This is a genomic window from Planococcus chinensis (genome assembly GCF_020071995.1).
Taxonomy (GTDB): domain Bacteria; phylum Bacillota; class Bacilli; order Bacillales_A; family Planococcaceae; genus Planococcus; species Planococcus chinensis_A.
Window position 1 is genome coordinate 275,237 of the sequence record NZ_JABWTK010000002.1, and the last position, 17,091, is coordinate 292,327.

Here is a 17,091-nt window from a genome sequence, read left to right on the forward strand (position 1 = left end):
GGATTTACATGAGACTATTTGCTGACAGCGCTTCTGATTTACCGAAACAATTTTTTACAGATGAAGACGTTATTTTATTCCCGCTGCGCGTGCATATTGGGGATAAAGATTACGAAGATATCCGCACCATCCATTCTAAACAAGTATTTGACGCTATCCGTTCGGATATTCATCCGAAAACATCCCAAGTTTCTCCGGAAGAAATGTTAAACGCTTTTGAGCAATTGGCCAAAGATGGTGATGAAGGGTATTACATCGCTTTTTCTTCAGAATTATCGGGTACATACAGCACAGCGGTGATGGTTGCCGACCAAGTGCGGGAAGAGTATCCGGATTTAAAATTGACCATTCTTGATTCGAAAGCGGCCTCTCTTGGCTACGGTACGCTTGTAAAAGAGGCAGCCAGACTTCGTGCTGCCGGCCATTCCTTGAACGAGATTATTGAAAAGACCCGCTTTATGTCAGAACATATGGAAAGCCTTTTTACAGTTGAAGACTTGGACTATATGGCCAAAGGCGGCCGGATTTCCAAAGGCAGTGCCTTTGTCGGCGGATTGTTGAATATCAAACCGCTTTTGCATGTGGAAGACGGCAAACTGGTTCCGATTGAAAAACTGCGAGGCCGGAAAAAAGTGTTGCGACGGATGGTCGAATTGATGCAGGAGCGCGGCGTCGATTGGGGAAAACAGACGGTTTCCATCAGCCACGGCGACGATTTGGAGTTTGCCCATTTGCTGAAAAAGGAAATCGAAGACAGCCTCCACCCCAAACAAGTGGACATTTACATGATCGGTTCTGTTATTGCCGCCCATACCGGGCCTGGCACTCTTGCTGTTTTCTACTTGAATCAAGTCGATATGTGAGGTGGATGCTGTGAGTAAAATCGTCATTGTCGGTGCAGTAGGCGGCGGGGCTACAGTAGCCGGCCAAATCCGTTTTTACGACCCGGATGCAGAAATCACTATTTTTGACCGGGATTCAACGATGTCTTATGCCACCTGCGGTACTCCTTACGTGATAGGCAATGTTATTAAAGAACCGGAAGCACTGTTGATGGCAGACCCGCAGCAATTTAAGGAAAAACGGAATATTGACGTTTTCCTGAAACACGAAGTGCTGGAAATCCGACGAGGACTCAAACAGCTCCTCGTCCGGAATCTGGATTCCGGCGAACAATTTGCCGAATCGTACGATACGCTCATTCTCGCTCCCGGCGGTTCAGCGGTCGTACCGGAAGTCGATGGCCTGTCTTCTGCTAATGTGTTTGTACTGCGCAGCTACGAAGATATGCAAGGTATCCAGCAGTTTATCGCTGAAAATAAGCCAAAAAACTGTGTCATCTCAGGAGCCGGTTTTATCGGCCTTGAAATGGCGGAGAACTTGAAGCACCTAGGCCTCAACGTCCAGATCGTCCACAAATCCAGCCAAGTTATGTCCATTCTTGATACAGACATTTCCGAGCGGATTGAAGCTGAATTGGCTGCCAATCAAGTCAGCTTGTATAAGGACGCCGTTATTACCAAAGCCGGACCACAGACGGTGGAACTGTCCGATGGCAGACAGCTGCAAGCGGATTTCATTATCATGAGCGTCGGCATAAAGCCGAATACGGAATTGGCCGAAGGAGCCGGCCTTCCGATTGGCAAAACCGGCGGAATCGTGACCGATGAATTTATGCAGACGGAAGACCCGTCCATCTTCGCCTTGGGAGATGCTTCTGAAAATACCGATATGATCACCGGCGATCCTAAACGGGTTCCGCTCGCCTGGCCCGCCCACCGGCAAGCTTTTTTAATTGCCCAAAAGTTAAGCGGCAATGCCATACCGAAAAAAGGATTGCTTGGAACGTCGGTTGTCAAAATCTTTTCGCTGACAGTGGCGATGACGGGCCTGAACGAGCGGACGATCCGCGACAAAGGCATTTCGTATAAAACCGTCGTTCATCAAGGCAATTCCAATGCGGGCTATTACCCCGACCATTCAAAAATCATGCTGAAGATCCATTACGATGCAGACAGCCGAAAAATCCTCGGTGCCCAGTGCATCGGCGGCAAAGGCGTCGACAAACGAATCGACGTCCTCGTCACCGCCATTTACGCCGGGCTGACAATTGACGATTTGCAGGCACTTGAATTAAGCTATGCCCCTCCCTATTCGTCGCCAAAAGACCCGATTAACATGGCGGGCTATAAAGCTTTTGGCAAGTGAAGCTAACGAAATCATTTGTATAGCCTTGAAAGTTATCAAGGGTTAAGCAACTAAAAAAGAACCAGCACCTTTTCCAGGTGCTGGTTCTTTTTTAGTTATCGTTTATTTTTCGCCGCTTCGTCCGATTTCCGTTGTTTGCCTTTTCTCCAGACCACCCAAAGGAAAATCATGAAGACAATATACAATACCGCCAGTGCTGCGATATACGCTTTGTTAAAGCCGGTTTCATCCGTTACGTGATAAGTCTCCGCCAATTCACGTTCCAACGAAATCCGGTATTCTCCATTCGCTTCCTGGCGCACCCGGTCGCTTTCAAACAGTCCCTGAAGCTCTTTGTCGCTGCCAATTACATCTGCCGGAATGGTGATGCTTTGAGTAGAAGATGTGTTATTGATAGCGACAATCCATGACTCTTCGTCATTGAAACGCTTGTAAACAAGCCAGCCATCTTTTTCATGGAGAACTTCCGTGTCTCCTGTACGCAGTGCTGGAGACGAATTGCGCAGCGTCGTCAAATTAGTGATATGATCGATCAATTCTTCATCGACTGCCATATTTAAAATTTGATGGGACTCCGGCAATTCCTCTCCGTTCATTGCGGTCTCTGTCCCGTATTGCACAATCGGAATACCAGGCATTGTCAGCAATTGCGTAGCCATCAGACTCCAGCGTGTCGGCGGAAATCCTCTTTCTGCCACAATATCCGCTGTAAAACGAGAACCTAAAAGTGAGTCAACGCGAACCAAATGGCCAGCGCTTTCCTCTATCACCGCTGGCACTTGAGAAGAACCTTGGTCAAATTGCTTATATGAATTCCGCAGTACCTCTTCTGCCCCTGGCAAAACGACAGCATCCAGCCCTTCTGCCGGTTCCATTTCCACATCATTGATGAGGTAAATCCCACGGATCTCTTTAATGGCAGAAGAAAAATCTTTGATGAAAGTTGCATCCAGATGATCTGCATTTTGCAGTTTTAAGCCATCCACTTCGTATTCCTCCACGAATTTACTGAAGGTTTCAATCAAGGCTTCCTGTACGTCAGAATTTGCTGTGTCCAACGCCAAGGTGCCGTCTTCATTTTCTTTAAACCATTCCGGATTTTCTGCTGCCCAGACATGGTCTTTGCTAAGGTTCTGAGTGGGCACATCCACCATCACTTTCATGTCCTGTTCATGCACTGCATCAATCAGCGTTTTCAATTCCTCTGCTGTTCCGAAATGGCGCTCAAGTTCATTGTAATCCAGCACTTGTTTGCCATCGTATGTAGCCGATGAAAAAACCGGTCCAATGGACAATACCGTAAAGCCCATTTCTTTAACATAAAGCACTTGATCCACCACACCGGCAAAATCTCCACCGCTGAAATCAGCAGGATCCTGTGCATTTACGTCGTAATCGTTTTGAATCGATTTATTAAAATACCGGTCCACCAATACATCGTATATGATTTCGTCTTCAATCGTCTTTGTTTCTTCAGCTGCAGCCGGCTGCAACACACTTAATGCCAGCATTCCGATCAAGACGCTCCCAATCCATTTTGCTTTCAATCCAAAATCCTCCTTCAATGAGGCTTATTTATTCCGTTCCACCCGGTTTATTTTAACAAAATCGCTTGTGTACTGCTATGTATAATTCGTGAAAGCGGCGCATCCATCCACACTTTCGTCTAAACTGTGAATTTCCTGAGAACAATGCAAGTTTGCCATGCCTTAACTAGTGTCAACGGTCCATGAAGCTAGGCAACCCACAAAATCCGCCAACATAAAGTTCGCGAAAAATCAGAAGCGTAAACCTTTGTCCATAAAAAAACAGGCGCTTATGCGCCTGTTTCCTAGAACAAATCCAATCCGATCGGCAACATGAAACCGATGAACAATGTAACAAATAGAGAAACTGCGAACAGTGCCCAGAACATTGTAACCGGTTTTTGTTTTTTCGAACGAACCAAGACCATTTCCATCATTCCGATTGTCACTAAGCCGAAAAGGAATTTCAAGCCGTACGTCATCGCATCTGATGAAGAATATTCGATGAACAATGCCAATCCGGAGATCAGGATTAAAATGTAGAATAAGCGCGCTACCATATGCACAATTTTGCGCCCTTTGCTTGCCGGGTTCATGAAAGCTGCTACCAGAAATAGCACAATTCCAATGACCCAAGTTGTAATGTGTACATGTGTAGAATCAGTTAAAAAGTCCAAAACGTCACCTCATTCAATTTAGTCTTTTCCAGTTTAGCACAATTGGAGGACTAAATGACATGTTTGCCGTTATGACAAATGTGTGACGAGCGTTCCAATCGATTCGATTGAAACTTTGACGGTGTCGCCGGCTTTCAGGAATTTTGGCGGGTTGAAGCCCTTGCCTACTCCAGCAGGCGTTCCAGTTAAAATGACATCACCCGGTTCAAGCGTGATGTACTTGGAGACTTCTGCTACAAGATCATCAACGCGGCGGATCATATTTCCTGTGTTGCCGTTTTGGCGCACTTCATCGTTCACTTTCGTCACAATGGATAGATCCTGCGCTTCCGGAATTTCATCTTTTGTTACGAGATAAGGACCCATTGGGCAGGAGCCTTCCAAGCTTTTACCTAAAAAGTACTGTTGGTGCTTGCTTTGAAGGTCGCGTGCCGTCAAATCGTTAGCGATGGTATAACCGAAAACATAGTCGTAAGCCATCTGCTTTGGAATCGACTTTCCTTTTTTACCGATTACGACAGCCAATTCGCCTTCGTAGTCATACGAATCCGTCACATCGCTGTGGACTGAAACGGTTTGCTCATCTGCTGCAATGGTCTGCGGCGTTTTTGTAAAGACCACCAAATCGACAGGCGCTTCCGCTCCCATTTCTTTTGCATGGTCTGCGTAGTTCTTACCGATGCAGATAATATTTTTTGGTGTTCGTGATATAGGTGCTAACCATTCGATATCTGAAAAAGAGCGCTTGAATTGCTCAGGGTTGTCGGACTTGGCAGCTGCTTCCGTCAATTTCCGGATTTGTTCCACAAACTCCATTCCCTGAGGTATTCCTTCAATTAGCTTGCTGGGAAAAGATGGCAAGACCTGCAATTCTTGTTGAACGGCTAAGACATCCCATACAGCTTCCTCTTTTTTCACTTTTGGTCCAAAACGTTCTTCTTCCTCAAATCGAAAAGATAACAGCTTCATTCGTCAAACACTCCTTTTCTATGATTCCATTCATTATACACATTCATCGTTTTGAATTGTTGCTTTTTTCTAAATTTCTTCCGTAAGTCAACCGCCTAGAAAGATATTCCAAAGGGCCTTGTGCAAACTTGGACATCCACAATTCCGCAAAAATCAATTGAATTGCGAAAATCCCGAGTGCAATCCATGTACCGGTCAAGACATCAACTTGTCCGTACAGCCCTAAGCCATATGAATAGAAAATGAACGTCGCAATGACCGACTGGCCAATATAAGTGGTCAAAGACATGCGCCCTGTCTTGGCCAGCGGGCTCAGCAGCTTCCGGACCCCTTGGCTTTGCGCCATCAATGCAATCAAAGCAGCATAACCGATTGCGACAAGCGGACCGCCAAAAATATCTTGCAGGTACTGGAATGCATAGTTATTATCGATCAAAAGCGGTGTGGACTTCAACAACAAACCGATAACAAGGCCGCCAACCGCGAGGCTGATCCAAAGTTTGCGGTAATGGGCAGCGCGTTCAATCAATTGCACTTTTGCCGCCGCTGCGCCCACCATCAAAAATGGCAGAATTGTAATGATCAAATAAAAATAACTTGCCGGATTGTTGCTGTGCATCCAATCGTCAAAACGCTGGCTGAAAATCTCGGCAAACGTCCCTGAAGGATACACCGACAGTGAACTTTGCACTTCCTGCATACCGGTATAGATGTTCGGGTCAATCGATACTGCCACGAACATAAGGCCCAGCAGAAAGACTTGTGGAATAACATAAATCGCCGCTGCCAGCCCTAAAAGCCAAGCGGGTTTCAAACGGATAAAACCAAGCAGGAAAAAACCAGTAATGGCGTAGGTGATTAAAATATCGCCGTACCAAATCCCAAATGCGTGAACGATTCCGAAAGCAAGCAGAATGAGCAGCCGCTTTACAGCGATTGGCATAAAGGGGCGCTGTATTTTCTGCGCTTTCATGTACTGCATTGCTAAACCATACCCGAATAACATAGAAAATAACGGATAAAAGCTAGCCTGGATAAAAATATCAAGTGCGCTGAATACTTCTGTATCCCATGGGCCATCAAACCACTTATAGGGATCGATATAAGAAAACGGTGAATGAAACGTCAGCATATTGATGAGGAGGATGCCTAATAGCGCAAATCCCCTCATCAAATCAATTGCATAGACGCGTTCGTTTAATGCTACGGGCTGTAACTTCACAAAAATCCTCCTAAATCTTCACTGTTTGTTTTGCCGCAAACAGGTACAACAGCCGTTCTTTAATGGGAATCTGCAAAATTTCTTCTACAGCTTCCTGATAAATTGCCAGCTGAACGTTGTATCTGGCAGTCATTTCCCGGGCAATATCTGCCATTTGGTAAATGCTGTCCGTTTTATAATCAAGCAGGACCCAGCCATCTTCTTCTTCAAACAGGCAATCGACAATCCCCTGAATGATCTGGTGGTCTCCGTCCCCATCTTTTTTTGCATAAGTGAATGGAACTTCGCGCCTTATATTTTTGGCATTTGCCAAGCGAACTGCTAATTCTGAGTCATAGAACTGCTCAATTTCTTTAAGCTTGACCGCTTTCCCTTCTTCGGGAGACAAAATTTCCATGCCAACAAGCGTCTCGACAAATTCCGCAATCTCCGCTGCTCCCATTTTTTTATCCAAAGGAATATGCTGCATGACAGCATGGACAGCCGTACCGACATCCGCCGCTGACAGCCGTTTATCCTGCATAAAGTCCGGACGGTGGACCAAGGTCCGCCGAACCGGTGCTGCCGCTTGAAGAAACGATTCCGGCTCGTCCATCCGCTGCAGCATCTGGAGGCGCTTCATCTCTGAAACAGATTGCTTCGACCTTTTCTCGACAGCATATTGATAAGGATAACGGAAATCAAAGCGCCTTGCTATTTCTTCCGTAAAATCTTTGTCTCCTGCTTCTGGCCGCATCAATTCCTCCACGTCAAGGAGTGCCGGCAACAAAGAAGCCGATTCAACTATATTGACTTGAAAACGGGATGAATGCGGCAGCGAACTGCCATTTGCCTGCAGGATTTCTGCAGCATCCGGATGCCGGGCGATTGCCGGGCCAATCCAGTCCAAATAGCCTTTGGCCCGGGAACGGACATAATCCGGAAGCAGTGTATCCTTCGAATTCACTTTCCATTTTCCGAACAACCGGTCGATTTCTTTGACCGATGCCGTCAAATACAGCCGCTCTTTTGCTCGCGTCATGGCTACATACAAGACGCGCATTTCTTCTGCCTTCATCTGCAGCTGCTTCATTTCTTTGACTGCCAAAAACGGCAGCGACGTGTATTCGAGGCGGGTATCGGGATTGACCGCTTTTACCGCGAGCCCATAATCCTGGTCAAATAAATAAGGTTTATGGAAATCCATTTCATTGAACATGCGGCCGACACCGGCAAAAAACACAACCGGAAATTCCAGCCCTTTTGATTTATGGACCGTCATTAACCGGACAACATTTTCTTTTTCACTCAATGACTTGGCTGTGCCCAAATCGTCTCCGCGCTCCCGCATCCGGTCAATGAAACGCAGGAAGCGGAACAATCCACGGAATGATGTTTTTTCGTATTCCAACGCCCGGTCATGCAGCGTCCGCAAATTTGCCTGCCGCTGCTTGCCGTTCGACATCGCACCGGCCATTTCATAGTAATTCGTATCCAAATAAACCTGCCAGATCAGTTCAGCAAGCGACCCGCGCCGCGCCAAGTTGCGCCAGTCTTCCAAATGAAGCATAAAGCGGCGCAGTTTTTCCGCAGCCGCCGGGTCAATGCCCGATCCACCCTGGATAAAGGTTTTGACGGCATCATAAAACGATGCTTGGGGAGCCGCTAGCCGGATTTCTGCCAATTCATTTTCTTTCAATCCGATGAACGGTGCCCGCAGCACGGATACCAGCGGGATATCCTGGTACGGATTATCGATTACACGCAGCGTATTCAGCATGATCATGACTTCCAGCGCATCAAAATAGCCGCCCGTCAATTCGGCATACAGCGGTATGCCGGCTGCTTTAAACTCATCCACGAAATCACCTGACCAGGTCATCGAACGCATCAAGACGACAATGTCGCTGTATTCCAATGGACGCTGCTGTTGTTTCCAAGGATCGTAGACATAGGTTTCTTTTTCCATCAATTCGCGGATTTTCTTTGCAATATAGCGGGCTTCCCATTGGGATTTCGCCAAGTCTTCTTCCGGCTCTTCATCGCTTTCCGGTTCATGGATCAAGGTCAATTCAACCGGAACATCCTGTTCCGGATAAGGCGCCTTGTTTTTCAGCGCCGCAGCTTCATCGTAGTTGATTTCTCCGACACGCTCGCCCATAATCTGCGCAAAAATGTAATTGGTCCCATCTAGGACTTCCCGCCGGCTTCTAAAATTGGCATTCAAGTCAACCCGCAGGCCAGTCCCGTCGGCATCTCCCGTGAACCGGCTGTATTTGCCAAGAAACAGCATCGGTTCAGCAAGGCGGAAGCGGTAAATCGACTGCTTGACGTCGCCTACCATGAAGAGATTGCCGTCCGCTTCACCGCCGGACTTCACTAGATTCAAAATGGTTTCCTGAAGCATATTGGTGTCCTGGTATTCATCCACCAGCACTTCTTTAAACTGCTTTTGGTAATCGAGCGCAATATCAGACGGTTTTCCTCCGTCGCTTAAAATTTGCAGGGCATAATGCTCCAAATCGGAGAAATCGACCAGGGCACGGTCAATTTTCAAAGCTTTGTATTGGGCCGCAAAGACTTTGGTCAACTCCACCAAGGTTTTCATCAACGGGGCCATCTCGCGCATTTCATCGAGCAGCCGTTTTGGCGAGCGGATGAAATATGCGTCCATTACGCCATTAACAATTTTTTTCACATCATTGCGTTTTGCTTTTGCTTCTTCAGCAAGTTCAGCGTCGCACGTATCTTTGCGGATGGTCGCGGCTTTCGGCCAAGCGAATGCTTTTGAGAAATTGTAAAGGCTGTCCCATGATTCTTCTAAGGCATCCAATGCCGTACGGATCAAGTCCATATCCATTTCAAATGTTTCGCTCAACAGAACCGGGCCATCAGGACGCAGCGCCAACTGATTCCCTTCGTCCGCCAAATGAAGCGCTTCTTCAAACGCGTGGCGGATGGTCATTTTCAAATCAGCGATAAACGGCAAATCATCAACCACGGCTCCGGCCGGAACTGCATAAAGCGCCGGTACATGTTCGAGCCAGCGGTCAGGTTCCGGATGTACCCGTGAATAGTCATACAGCTTGCTTAAGAGCACTTCCATCGCCTGGTCGTTGCGGTCGGATGTAAAACTGTCCGCGAGGCGGTAGACCGCTTCAGCGTGCTCTCCCTCATAAGCCGACTCCAGGACCGCTTCCAATACATCATCGCGAAGCAATGCTGCTTCTGTTTCATTGGCGATGCGGAACCCCGGATCGATTTCCAGCAAGTATGCGTATTGCTTAACTACCTGCAGACAAAACGAATGCAGTGTGGAAATCTGCGCTTTATTGATGAGCCGCATTTGTTTACGCAAGTGTTGGGAATCCGGGTTTTGCGCTACCGCTTTTTCCAAAGCAGTGAACATCCGATGGCGCATTTCTGCGGCGGATGCATTCGTGAACGTTACGACAAGCAGTTCATCCACAGAGACCGGTTCTTTTTCATCCAGCACTTTTTCAATCATCCGGTTGATAAGCACGGCCGTCTTGCCGGATCCCGCTGCTGCAGAAACGAGCATATCCTGCCCCTTCGCCCAAATGGCTTGCCACTGTTCATCTGTCCATGTGGCATCAGTCGGTTTTATCGGAATCATCGTCTGCAGTCTCCTTTCGAATCAATTCTATTGCTTTATCAGCGCTTAAATCCGGCAATTTGCGGTAAGTTTGTTCCGGATCTGACGGATCGAACTGGCAGATGGAACGGTATGAACAAAACTGGCACGGTGTATTTTCTTTTACTTTATAAGGCGTAATGTCGGTATCGCCGTCCAGGATGCCATTGCCGGCTTTTTGGTGCTTGCTGCGGACAAAATGGCGGATCATTTCCATATCGTCTTTTTGGACCGTTCGGGATTGGGAAGTTGAAATCTCGCCTTTTTTATTCATGCGCACCGGAATGACATTGGAATAGCCTTCAATGTCACTGTCCATTGCCCGCACGACTTCAGAATCCTCTACGATGAGCCCATTCATTTTGAACGATTTAGCAACTTCTTCTTCAATTTCTTCCGCCGTCATCAGTTTCGTCAACTTCAGCATCGGATTGTGCATATGGAAATACAGCACACCTGCCGGCTCTGCTTGCGTACCGAGCCAGCGATCCGAATTGGCCAAGGCCACATCCAAATAAGTGAAGGTCTGCAGCGACAGGCCGTGGTAAACATCCCCAAGGTCGAGACCTTGCTTCGATGATTTGTAATCGACGATGCGGATATACGGCTTGCCGTTGATTTCCGTGGAGTCGATGCGGTCAATGCGACCACGCACATTCATTTGGCGGCCGCGCTTCAAGGCAATATCAAGCGGCGGAATGGCTTCAGAACCGCCAAATCCGACGTCCAGCGCAACTGGCGCAAAACCGGATACTTTGGCATGGCGGCTGAGCATAAACGCAGTTTGGCGGATAATTCCTTCTAATTTATGCTGAATATAACGGTATCGGTGAGAACTGATTAAAATATAATTGACAAAATAAGGCGACAACTGCTGAATCGCCTCTTTGGCCAATTCCTGGCATTGTTTTTTGCTGAGGGATGCCCAGGAGATGCCCAGGCGGCTCACTTCATCCGATATCCATTTGACTGCGGCATGGAACAGGTCTCCCATCGCCGGCGCCGCCAATTTGTATTGGTCCCGTTCTTCAAGCCTTAGACCATATGCCACGTACTGGGCAAACGGGCAGCTGAAATACGTTTCCACACGGGAGACGCTCGATGAAACCGGCAGGCCATACAGCGGCTCTGCAATTTCTTCCCGCAATTGATCAGCCACATTGGCCTTGATCGGTTTGACGATCCGCTCAATGACAGATGCCCAAAACGGATCTTCGTGGTAGTAAGACAGCACGGCACGCCATTCAGCTGACAATTCACCGCCGCGCAGCTGCGACGTCAAATAAGCAAGGCTCGCCCGCGGATGCGAAATATAAGGCAAAGGCGAAGCGTCTTTCAACTCTTCAGGATCGATCACAGCAGGAATCCGTTCCAGTCCGAACATATCCTGTATTTTCTGGATATACAGCGAAGGCAATAAGGCTTTCCCTTCCTCATCAGCAATCGGATAAGAAACCGTCAAAAAATCAGAGGAAGCCGTAAACGTGCGGTAAGCGGTATAGGTTTCGTCCATCAAACGCATTTTTGAAGTAGGTGCAAGTTCAATGCCGATTTTCGCAAACCATTCCCGTTCGGCGTCTGTCAGCAAGCCTTCCTGCTCCATTCGCTGCGGCAAAACACCGTCATTGACGCCGATGACGAATACCGATTTGATGTCCATCAGGCGGGCCAAGTCGATTTTTGAAACCGTGATTTGGTCCAGTGAAGGCGGAATACGGGAAAACTCCAGCGTTTCAAACCCTTCATCTAAAATCTTAGCGGCTGTGGCGAGATTGATTTCCTTTTCGCCGAACATCAGTACAAACTGATCCAGCACTTCCACCCACTGCGTCCATGCCTGTTCGTGTTCAGTAGCCGCAAGCAGCCGGTGCTCGGATTCTTCCCGTTCTTTCAACGCCTGCAGTTTTTGGTAAACATTCATTTGTTCAACGAATAAATACAAGGCTTCTGCAAACTCTCTTCCTGTCGAACAAGCTTTCAGTTTTTCCTTTAACCCGGACAACGGTTCACGGATCAAATCGCGGACAGCATGCAATTCCATTTGGGCAGCCAGTTCCTCATCGGTTTGGATGCCTGTATGGAATTCCAGTCCTCGGTATTTCTTATAAAACCAGCGCTTCTCCTCAAACCAGCGTTCGCCGTAAATGCCGTTGGCGATGACGAAATTTTCGAGAAGGTCACTGCGCTCCCGCCATTTTGAAACGCTGCCTTCCGGGAAAAACAAATCCGTCTTCACTGCCCGGAACACCGGTTCATAGGAATAATTCGAGGTCAAGGCTTCCAGTACCGAACGGCTGAATTCGATTAAAGGATGATGCAGCATCGACTTTTTCTGGCTGATAAAATATGGGATATCGTATTGAGGGAAAATCGTATTGATCAATTCATCATAAACTTCCGGCTGCCGGTACAAGATGGCGATATCTTTATAGCGCATCCCTTCCTGGATTTGCCTGCGGATGGACCGCGCCATCGCATGCACTTCCGCTCTCCGGTTGGACGCTTCCACCAAAGAGATGGCACCGCTTGATTGTGAAGTAACGAGTGGATAATCGTCGAAATGTTCTTCAAGGTGAGCAAGTTCCACTTTGTTAAAACGCCACTGTTCGTCCATGTATACCGGATGGTCGACCTCTATGCCCTTTTGGCGCGCCTGTTCCGTTAACCGTGCGCCGGTATTGGCCGACTGATAAAAAATAGCCTGTTCGTCATTGGGGTCTGTTTGATTGTCCATCGGAAGAACGATGGTAACGTTCTTCGCATATTTCATTAGTTCAAATATAATTTCATACTCGCGTGCGGTAAAAGCGAAAAATCCATCAATATAAATTTCCGCAGATTTAACCGTCTCTGAAAACTTGATTTTTTCGGATAACAGCGCCAAATGTCCTTCGGAATCCACAAAGACCTTTCCTAGGCGGTTCTCAATTTCTTTCAATATCAGTTCCAAATCTGCCGCCTTGTCCAAAAGCGTCCGCGGAGCTCCAGCAGAAGCCAGGGACGACCGGATTGTTGTCAATTCTCCGCAATCAACACAATAGCGGGCGAACTCTTTGACCAATTGTTCAATCTGGTCAGTAAACCCTCTTTTTCCAGCTGCCCGGCGGAACAATTGGAAATCTTCCCTGTGCTCTTCCAGCAAACTGCGGATCAGCATGCGGTAGCCGAACGTATCCACTTCTTTCCGGCTGATGCCCCCTACTTCCTGCAGCACACGCCAAGCAAGGCGCTTGAACGTTACAGCCTGGGCACGAATCATCCCGCTCATCCCATAAGCCGACGATAAACGGTACTCTGTAGAAAATGACATCTGGTCCGGCACAATTAAAAACAGCGGGTTTCCGTCTCGGCTGCGTTTTAATTCCGCAGCAATTTCTTCCTGGATAAACCGGCTTTTTCCAGATCCGGCTCGTCCATAGATAATTCGCAATGACACAACGCCACTCCCCTTCTAATAGAACATTTGTTCTTATTATATATGAATAAGGTGCTGTTTACCAATTCCGGTGCCCCGTTACAGCTTCTCTTTCCTGTATTCTTCGCTTGCCCGGCGGAAGTCAGCTTCCACTCGCTTGTTGAGCCTTTTTTCCAGAATTTTTCCGATGACGTAGAGCAAAATGATGACCACCACCACAATCGCTGTGCGGACAGGCTGGGTGAATAAAGCCCGGATATCGTATCCTACGTAAGAAATCATAAACACCATAACCAATTTTCCAGCCATGACCGTCAGCAAATAATAATGCCTGCTGATATTTGATAAGCCCGCTACCACATTGACCAGTGCTGATGGCGTGAACGGAAAACAAAGAAGCAGGAACAGCGGCCCAAAGCCGTTTCGCTCCACCCACAAGATCAGCTTTTCTACTTTCTGGTGTTTCGTCATAAAATTCATGAATCGGGCGCGGCCGTATTTCCGGACCACCAGGAAAACCGCATAAGCCCCGAGCACTGAACCGCCCCAGGATAAAAGAAAGCCGATCCATAAGCCATATGCCGTTGCATTGGCGAACACAAAAACAAACAAAGGCAGAAACGGCAGAAAGGCTTCAATAAAAGGCAAGAGAAAACCGATCAACGGACCGAATGCCCGGTAGGATTGAGTCAATTCAATTATGTTTTCCATTGTGAAAAAATCAGACATGCACTTCATCCTTTGAATACATAGATTTTTCTTATTTCCTCATTGCACGGTACCCGCTGAGTATATTTCAGCAACGGGGAGATTGCGCACTTTTTGTTTTTGGGTAATTAAATGTTACAGAAAATCTGTCTTCAAAAATCAGTTAATATTGTGATATGCTATATTAATTACTTTACACTCTTTCTCCACATTTGGAAAATGAGTAATACATATGAAGAAGGAGCGAAACAGATGGACAGTCGGGGTTTTTCTGCTGGAGTAAAGTCCGGCAGCAGTATCGCCATCGGTTATTTCCCGATAGCTTTAACATTTGGTTTGCTTGCCAAGACGACCGGCCTTTCCTTGATTGAAGCAACGGCCATGAGTATTTTTGTTTTTGCCGGCGCTGCACAGTACATCTCATTGTCGCTGATTGCCGCAGGGGTTGCGCCGATTCTGATCGTCTTGAACACCTTTGTCGTGAATATTCGCCACTTCTTAATGACGGCGGCATTGAATGAAAAGATGCAGCCCGATGCCAGGTGGAAAAAAGCCCTATACGCGTTCGGCATCACAGATGAATCTTTTTCTGTGCTGGCTATCCAACAAGGCAGTCGGCTGAAAACGAGTTTTGCGGCCGGCGTTATTCTCATCTCTTATAGCAGCTGGGTGGTTTTTACTGCAGTCGGGCACTTGATCGGCGCAAACCTGCCTCAGTTTCTGCAGGCTTCCATGTCCATTGCATTGTATGCCATGTTCGTCGGCTTGCTTGTTCCGTCCATGCGCAGAAACCGGAAAGTGGTAAGTCTCGCTGCAATCGCCGGCCTTACCCATGCCTTTTTTTATTTTACAGAATGGCTTTCGACGGGCTGGGCCATCTTGGTGGCCACTCTAACTTCTGCTATAGTAGTTGAACTGATTTCACCGAAAGAAAGGAAGTCTTAAATGGGAGCTTGGTTCTGGTGGATGATTCTTGGAATGGCTGTCGTCACTTATATTCCGCGTGCCATTCCGCTGACTTTTTTAGAAGGGCGGGAGCTTCCGGCTTCTGTCCAGAATGTTCTTCGCAACATCCCTTACGCGGTTCTGGGCGCACTCATCTTCCCTGCCATTTTCTTTATACAGGAAGGAAATGTCTGGTTCGGAGTGGTCGGCGCTGCTGCTGCGTTCGGACTTGCTTTTGCCGGCGCCAACGTAATGATCGTCGTATTGGGTTCTATCGCCGCCTTGGCATGCTACAGTCTGTTCTTTATGTAAAATAAAAAAGCCGTCACTCATTTTCATGAGTTTCGGCTTTTTTTGAGCGTTTATACATATTTGAAGCATACCAGAACCCAACAGTCAGGGAGGCGGCGTTCACAACGTATAAAAGCCATGTATTCGTATATCCTGCATAAACTGCCGCTGCAATCAGCGCGACGGTCAAAACCAATCCCACGACGTGGTTAAATGTCACTCTCGTGAACAACACGACAAACAATCCCGGCAGCAGCAGCGACAATAAAAACTTCGTGAACATCGATTCCATCACTTAAACTCCTCAGTTGACAACAATCAGACCTAAGCGGTGATGATCGTGCCGGAATATGACGTGCTGGCGGAGCCTTAATTCATTATTATGGTCAACAACTTCCAGACGGCAATGTGCAGCATTCACTTGAATCGCTTGATACAATTCCGTTTCGTTTGAAACAGCCAGGCCATTCACTTTCCGGATGACTTCCCCGCGCTGCAAGCCCATTTTATGTGCCGGTGAATCAGGAAGAACATCGACAATCATGACGCCTTCCGCTTGCGGAGTAACAGCATGGTTGCCCCTCCGCTCTTTCTGTTCAAAATAGACGGTAATGGCAATGCGGCCGATTACACCAAGCACCAATGCGATGATTACCATTGGAGCCCACAGCAAGCCCAGCAAGCCCAGAAGCATGATGCCGATGCCCAATTGCCATGTCATTTTGCCGATTTTAGGGAACAAATAGACAGGCAAGGTTTTCCGGGTACGGTTTTGGAAACCGAACACAAATGGGAAAAGAATGAACGAAAATGCACTTTCTCCAATTGGAAGCTGCGGCCAATAAGGCGCTGCTTCTTCAATCAGTGAACCCGGTACGACAAGCAGCAGAGGAATCAACCAAAGGCGCTTGGAACCATAAACCGCCGCTTTCAATCCCCGGGAAGATTTCTCGAGTTGCGGTGAAGCTGAAGCAGCACCGTTTTTGCTGATCAGCAGCCCTTCTGCAATTACCAAAGCTCCCGCTAAAAGTGCCACAGGCAATAACCATTCCAAGGCGATTGCATAGCCATTAAAATCGGTGAATCCAAGATTCAGCGACCAGCCATTTGCATCAAATAGCCAGCTAAGACCTATCGCAGCCGCCGCTAAATAGATAAACGAACCAGCAGAATAAACTCCCGAAACGACCATTAGAATGCTGATAATGCTTAAAGCAGCCAGCCATTCCAGCGGCACCACCAATCCGGCACCTGCGAAAACGACTGAAAAAATGACGGCATACTTCAAGCCGTCTTTCAGAAATCCGGAAAATTCGGTCCAGCCCCAAACGATTCGGGTACGAAATATTTTCCGCTCCCGTTTTACGCGGAAATATCCTAACATAATAGCCGCAATCAGCGCTATGTATAAAAGCGGGTTAACAAAAATTCTTCCTATGTCTAGCAGTAGATCCATTATCACTTTTCTTTACACCATCCTATCACTTGCAACTAAG

Annotated in this window: 13 protein-coding genes; 4 read left to right on the top strand and 9 right to left on the bottom strand. The window is 47.5% G+C overall.

Translation table 11 applies throughout. The features are described 5' to 3' along the window. Positions 1-8 precede the first annotated feature (8 nt). Together HU147_RS04455 and HU147_RS04460 are read left to right on the top strand one after the other, a co-directional pair. Positions 9-863 (top strand): DegV family protein, encoded by an 855-nt coding sequence (locus HU147_RS04455; protein ID WP_224075095.1) that lies wholly within the window; start codon positions 9-11, stop codon positions 861-863. 10 nt (positions 864-873) lie between these two features. After that, entirely contained in the window at positions 874-2,208 is a 1,335-nt protein-coding gene (locus tag HU147_RS04460) for a CoA-disulfide reductase (protein WP_224075096.1), read from the top strand. A 95-nt stretch (positions 2,209-2,303) separates the two neighbouring features. Here the strand turns inward: HU147_RS04460 and HU147_RS04465 are convergent, their stop codons facing one another. The 7 genes from HU147_RS04465 to HU147_RS04495 form a co-directional block, all read right to left on the bottom strand. Next, a complete protein-coding gene (locus HU147_RS04465; protein ID WP_224075097.1) occupies positions 2,304-3,755 on the bottom strand; it encodes an alpha-amylase family glycosyl hydrolase in 1,452 nt (483 codons plus the stop codon). A gap of 284 nt (positions 3,756-4,039) precedes the next feature. After that, positions 4,040-4,411, bottom strand: a complete 372-nt coding sequence (locus HU147_RS04470) for a YisL family protein (RefSeq protein ID WP_220628358.1) — start codon at positions 4,409-4,411, stop codon at positions 4,040-4,042. A gap of 69 nt (positions 4,412-4,480) precedes the next feature. Beyond that, positions 4,481-5,380 (bottom strand): fumarylacetoacetate hydrolase family protein, encoded by a 900-nt coding sequence (locus tag HU147_RS04475; protein WP_224075098.1) that lies wholly within the window; start codon positions 5,378-5,380, stop codon positions 4,481-4,483. Positions 5,381-5,423: 43 nt separating this feature from the next. Then, the gene (locus HU147_RS04480) at positions 5,424-6,602 is read right to left on the bottom strand and encodes a DUF418 domain-containing protein (RefSeq protein WP_224075099.1); all 1,179 of its coding nucleotides are present in this window, start codon (positions 6,600-6,602) and stop codon (positions 5,424-5,426) included. Positions 6,603-6,612: 10 nt separating this feature from the next. Continuing rightward, positions 6,613-10,218: a helicase-exonuclease AddAB subunit AddA gene (gene addA / locus HU147_RS04485; RefSeq protein WP_224075100.1), complete on the bottom strand. Its 3,606-nt coding sequence runs from the start codon at positions 10,216-10,218 to the stop codon at positions 6,613-6,615. Next, positions 10,196-13,672: a helicase-exonuclease AddAB subunit AddB gene (gene addB / locus HU147_RS04490; protein ID WP_224075101.1), complete on the bottom strand. Its 3,477-nt coding sequence runs from the start codon at positions 13,670-13,672 to the stop codon at positions 10,196-10,198. The genes addA and addB overlap by 23 nt, the downstream gene beginning before the upstream one ends. Positions 13,673-13,750: 78 nt before the next feature. Beyond that, a complete protein-coding gene (locus HU147_RS04495) occupies positions 13,751-14,362 on the bottom strand; it encodes a TVP38/TMEM64 family protein (RefSeq protein ID WP_083335369.1) in 612 nt (203 codons plus the stop codon). A gap of 249 nt (positions 14,363-14,611) precedes the next feature. On the opposite strand from HU147_RS04495, the gene HU147_RS04500 reads away from it, so the two are divergent. Together HU147_RS04500 and HU147_RS04505 are read left to right on the top strand one after the other, a co-directional pair. After that, positions 14,612-15,304 (top strand): AzlC family ABC transporter permease, encoded by a 693-nt coding sequence (locus HU147_RS04500; RefSeq protein WP_224075102.1) that lies wholly within the window; start codon positions 14,612-14,614, stop codon positions 15,302-15,304. Next, entirely contained in the window at positions 15,305-15,616 is a 312-nt protein-coding gene (locus HU147_RS04505; protein WP_224075103.1) for an AzlD domain-containing protein, read from the top strand. 13 nt (positions 15,617-15,629) lie between these two features. Here the strand turns inward: HU147_RS04505 and HU147_RS04510 are convergent, their stop codons facing one another. Both HU147_RS04510 and HU147_RS04515 read right to left on the bottom strand, forming a co-directional pair. Next, positions 15,630-15,887 (bottom strand): CsbA family protein, encoded by a 258-nt coding sequence (locus HU147_RS04510; protein WP_224075104.1) that lies wholly within the window; start codon positions 15,885-15,887, stop codon positions 15,630-15,632. Positions 15,888-15,899: 12 nt separating this feature from the next. Continuing rightward, entirely contained in the window at positions 15,900-17,051 is a 1,152-nt protein-coding gene (locus HU147_RS04515; protein ID WP_224075105.1) for a PDZ domain-containing protein, read from the bottom strand. Between the last annotated feature and the right edge of the window lie 40 nt (positions 17,052-17,091).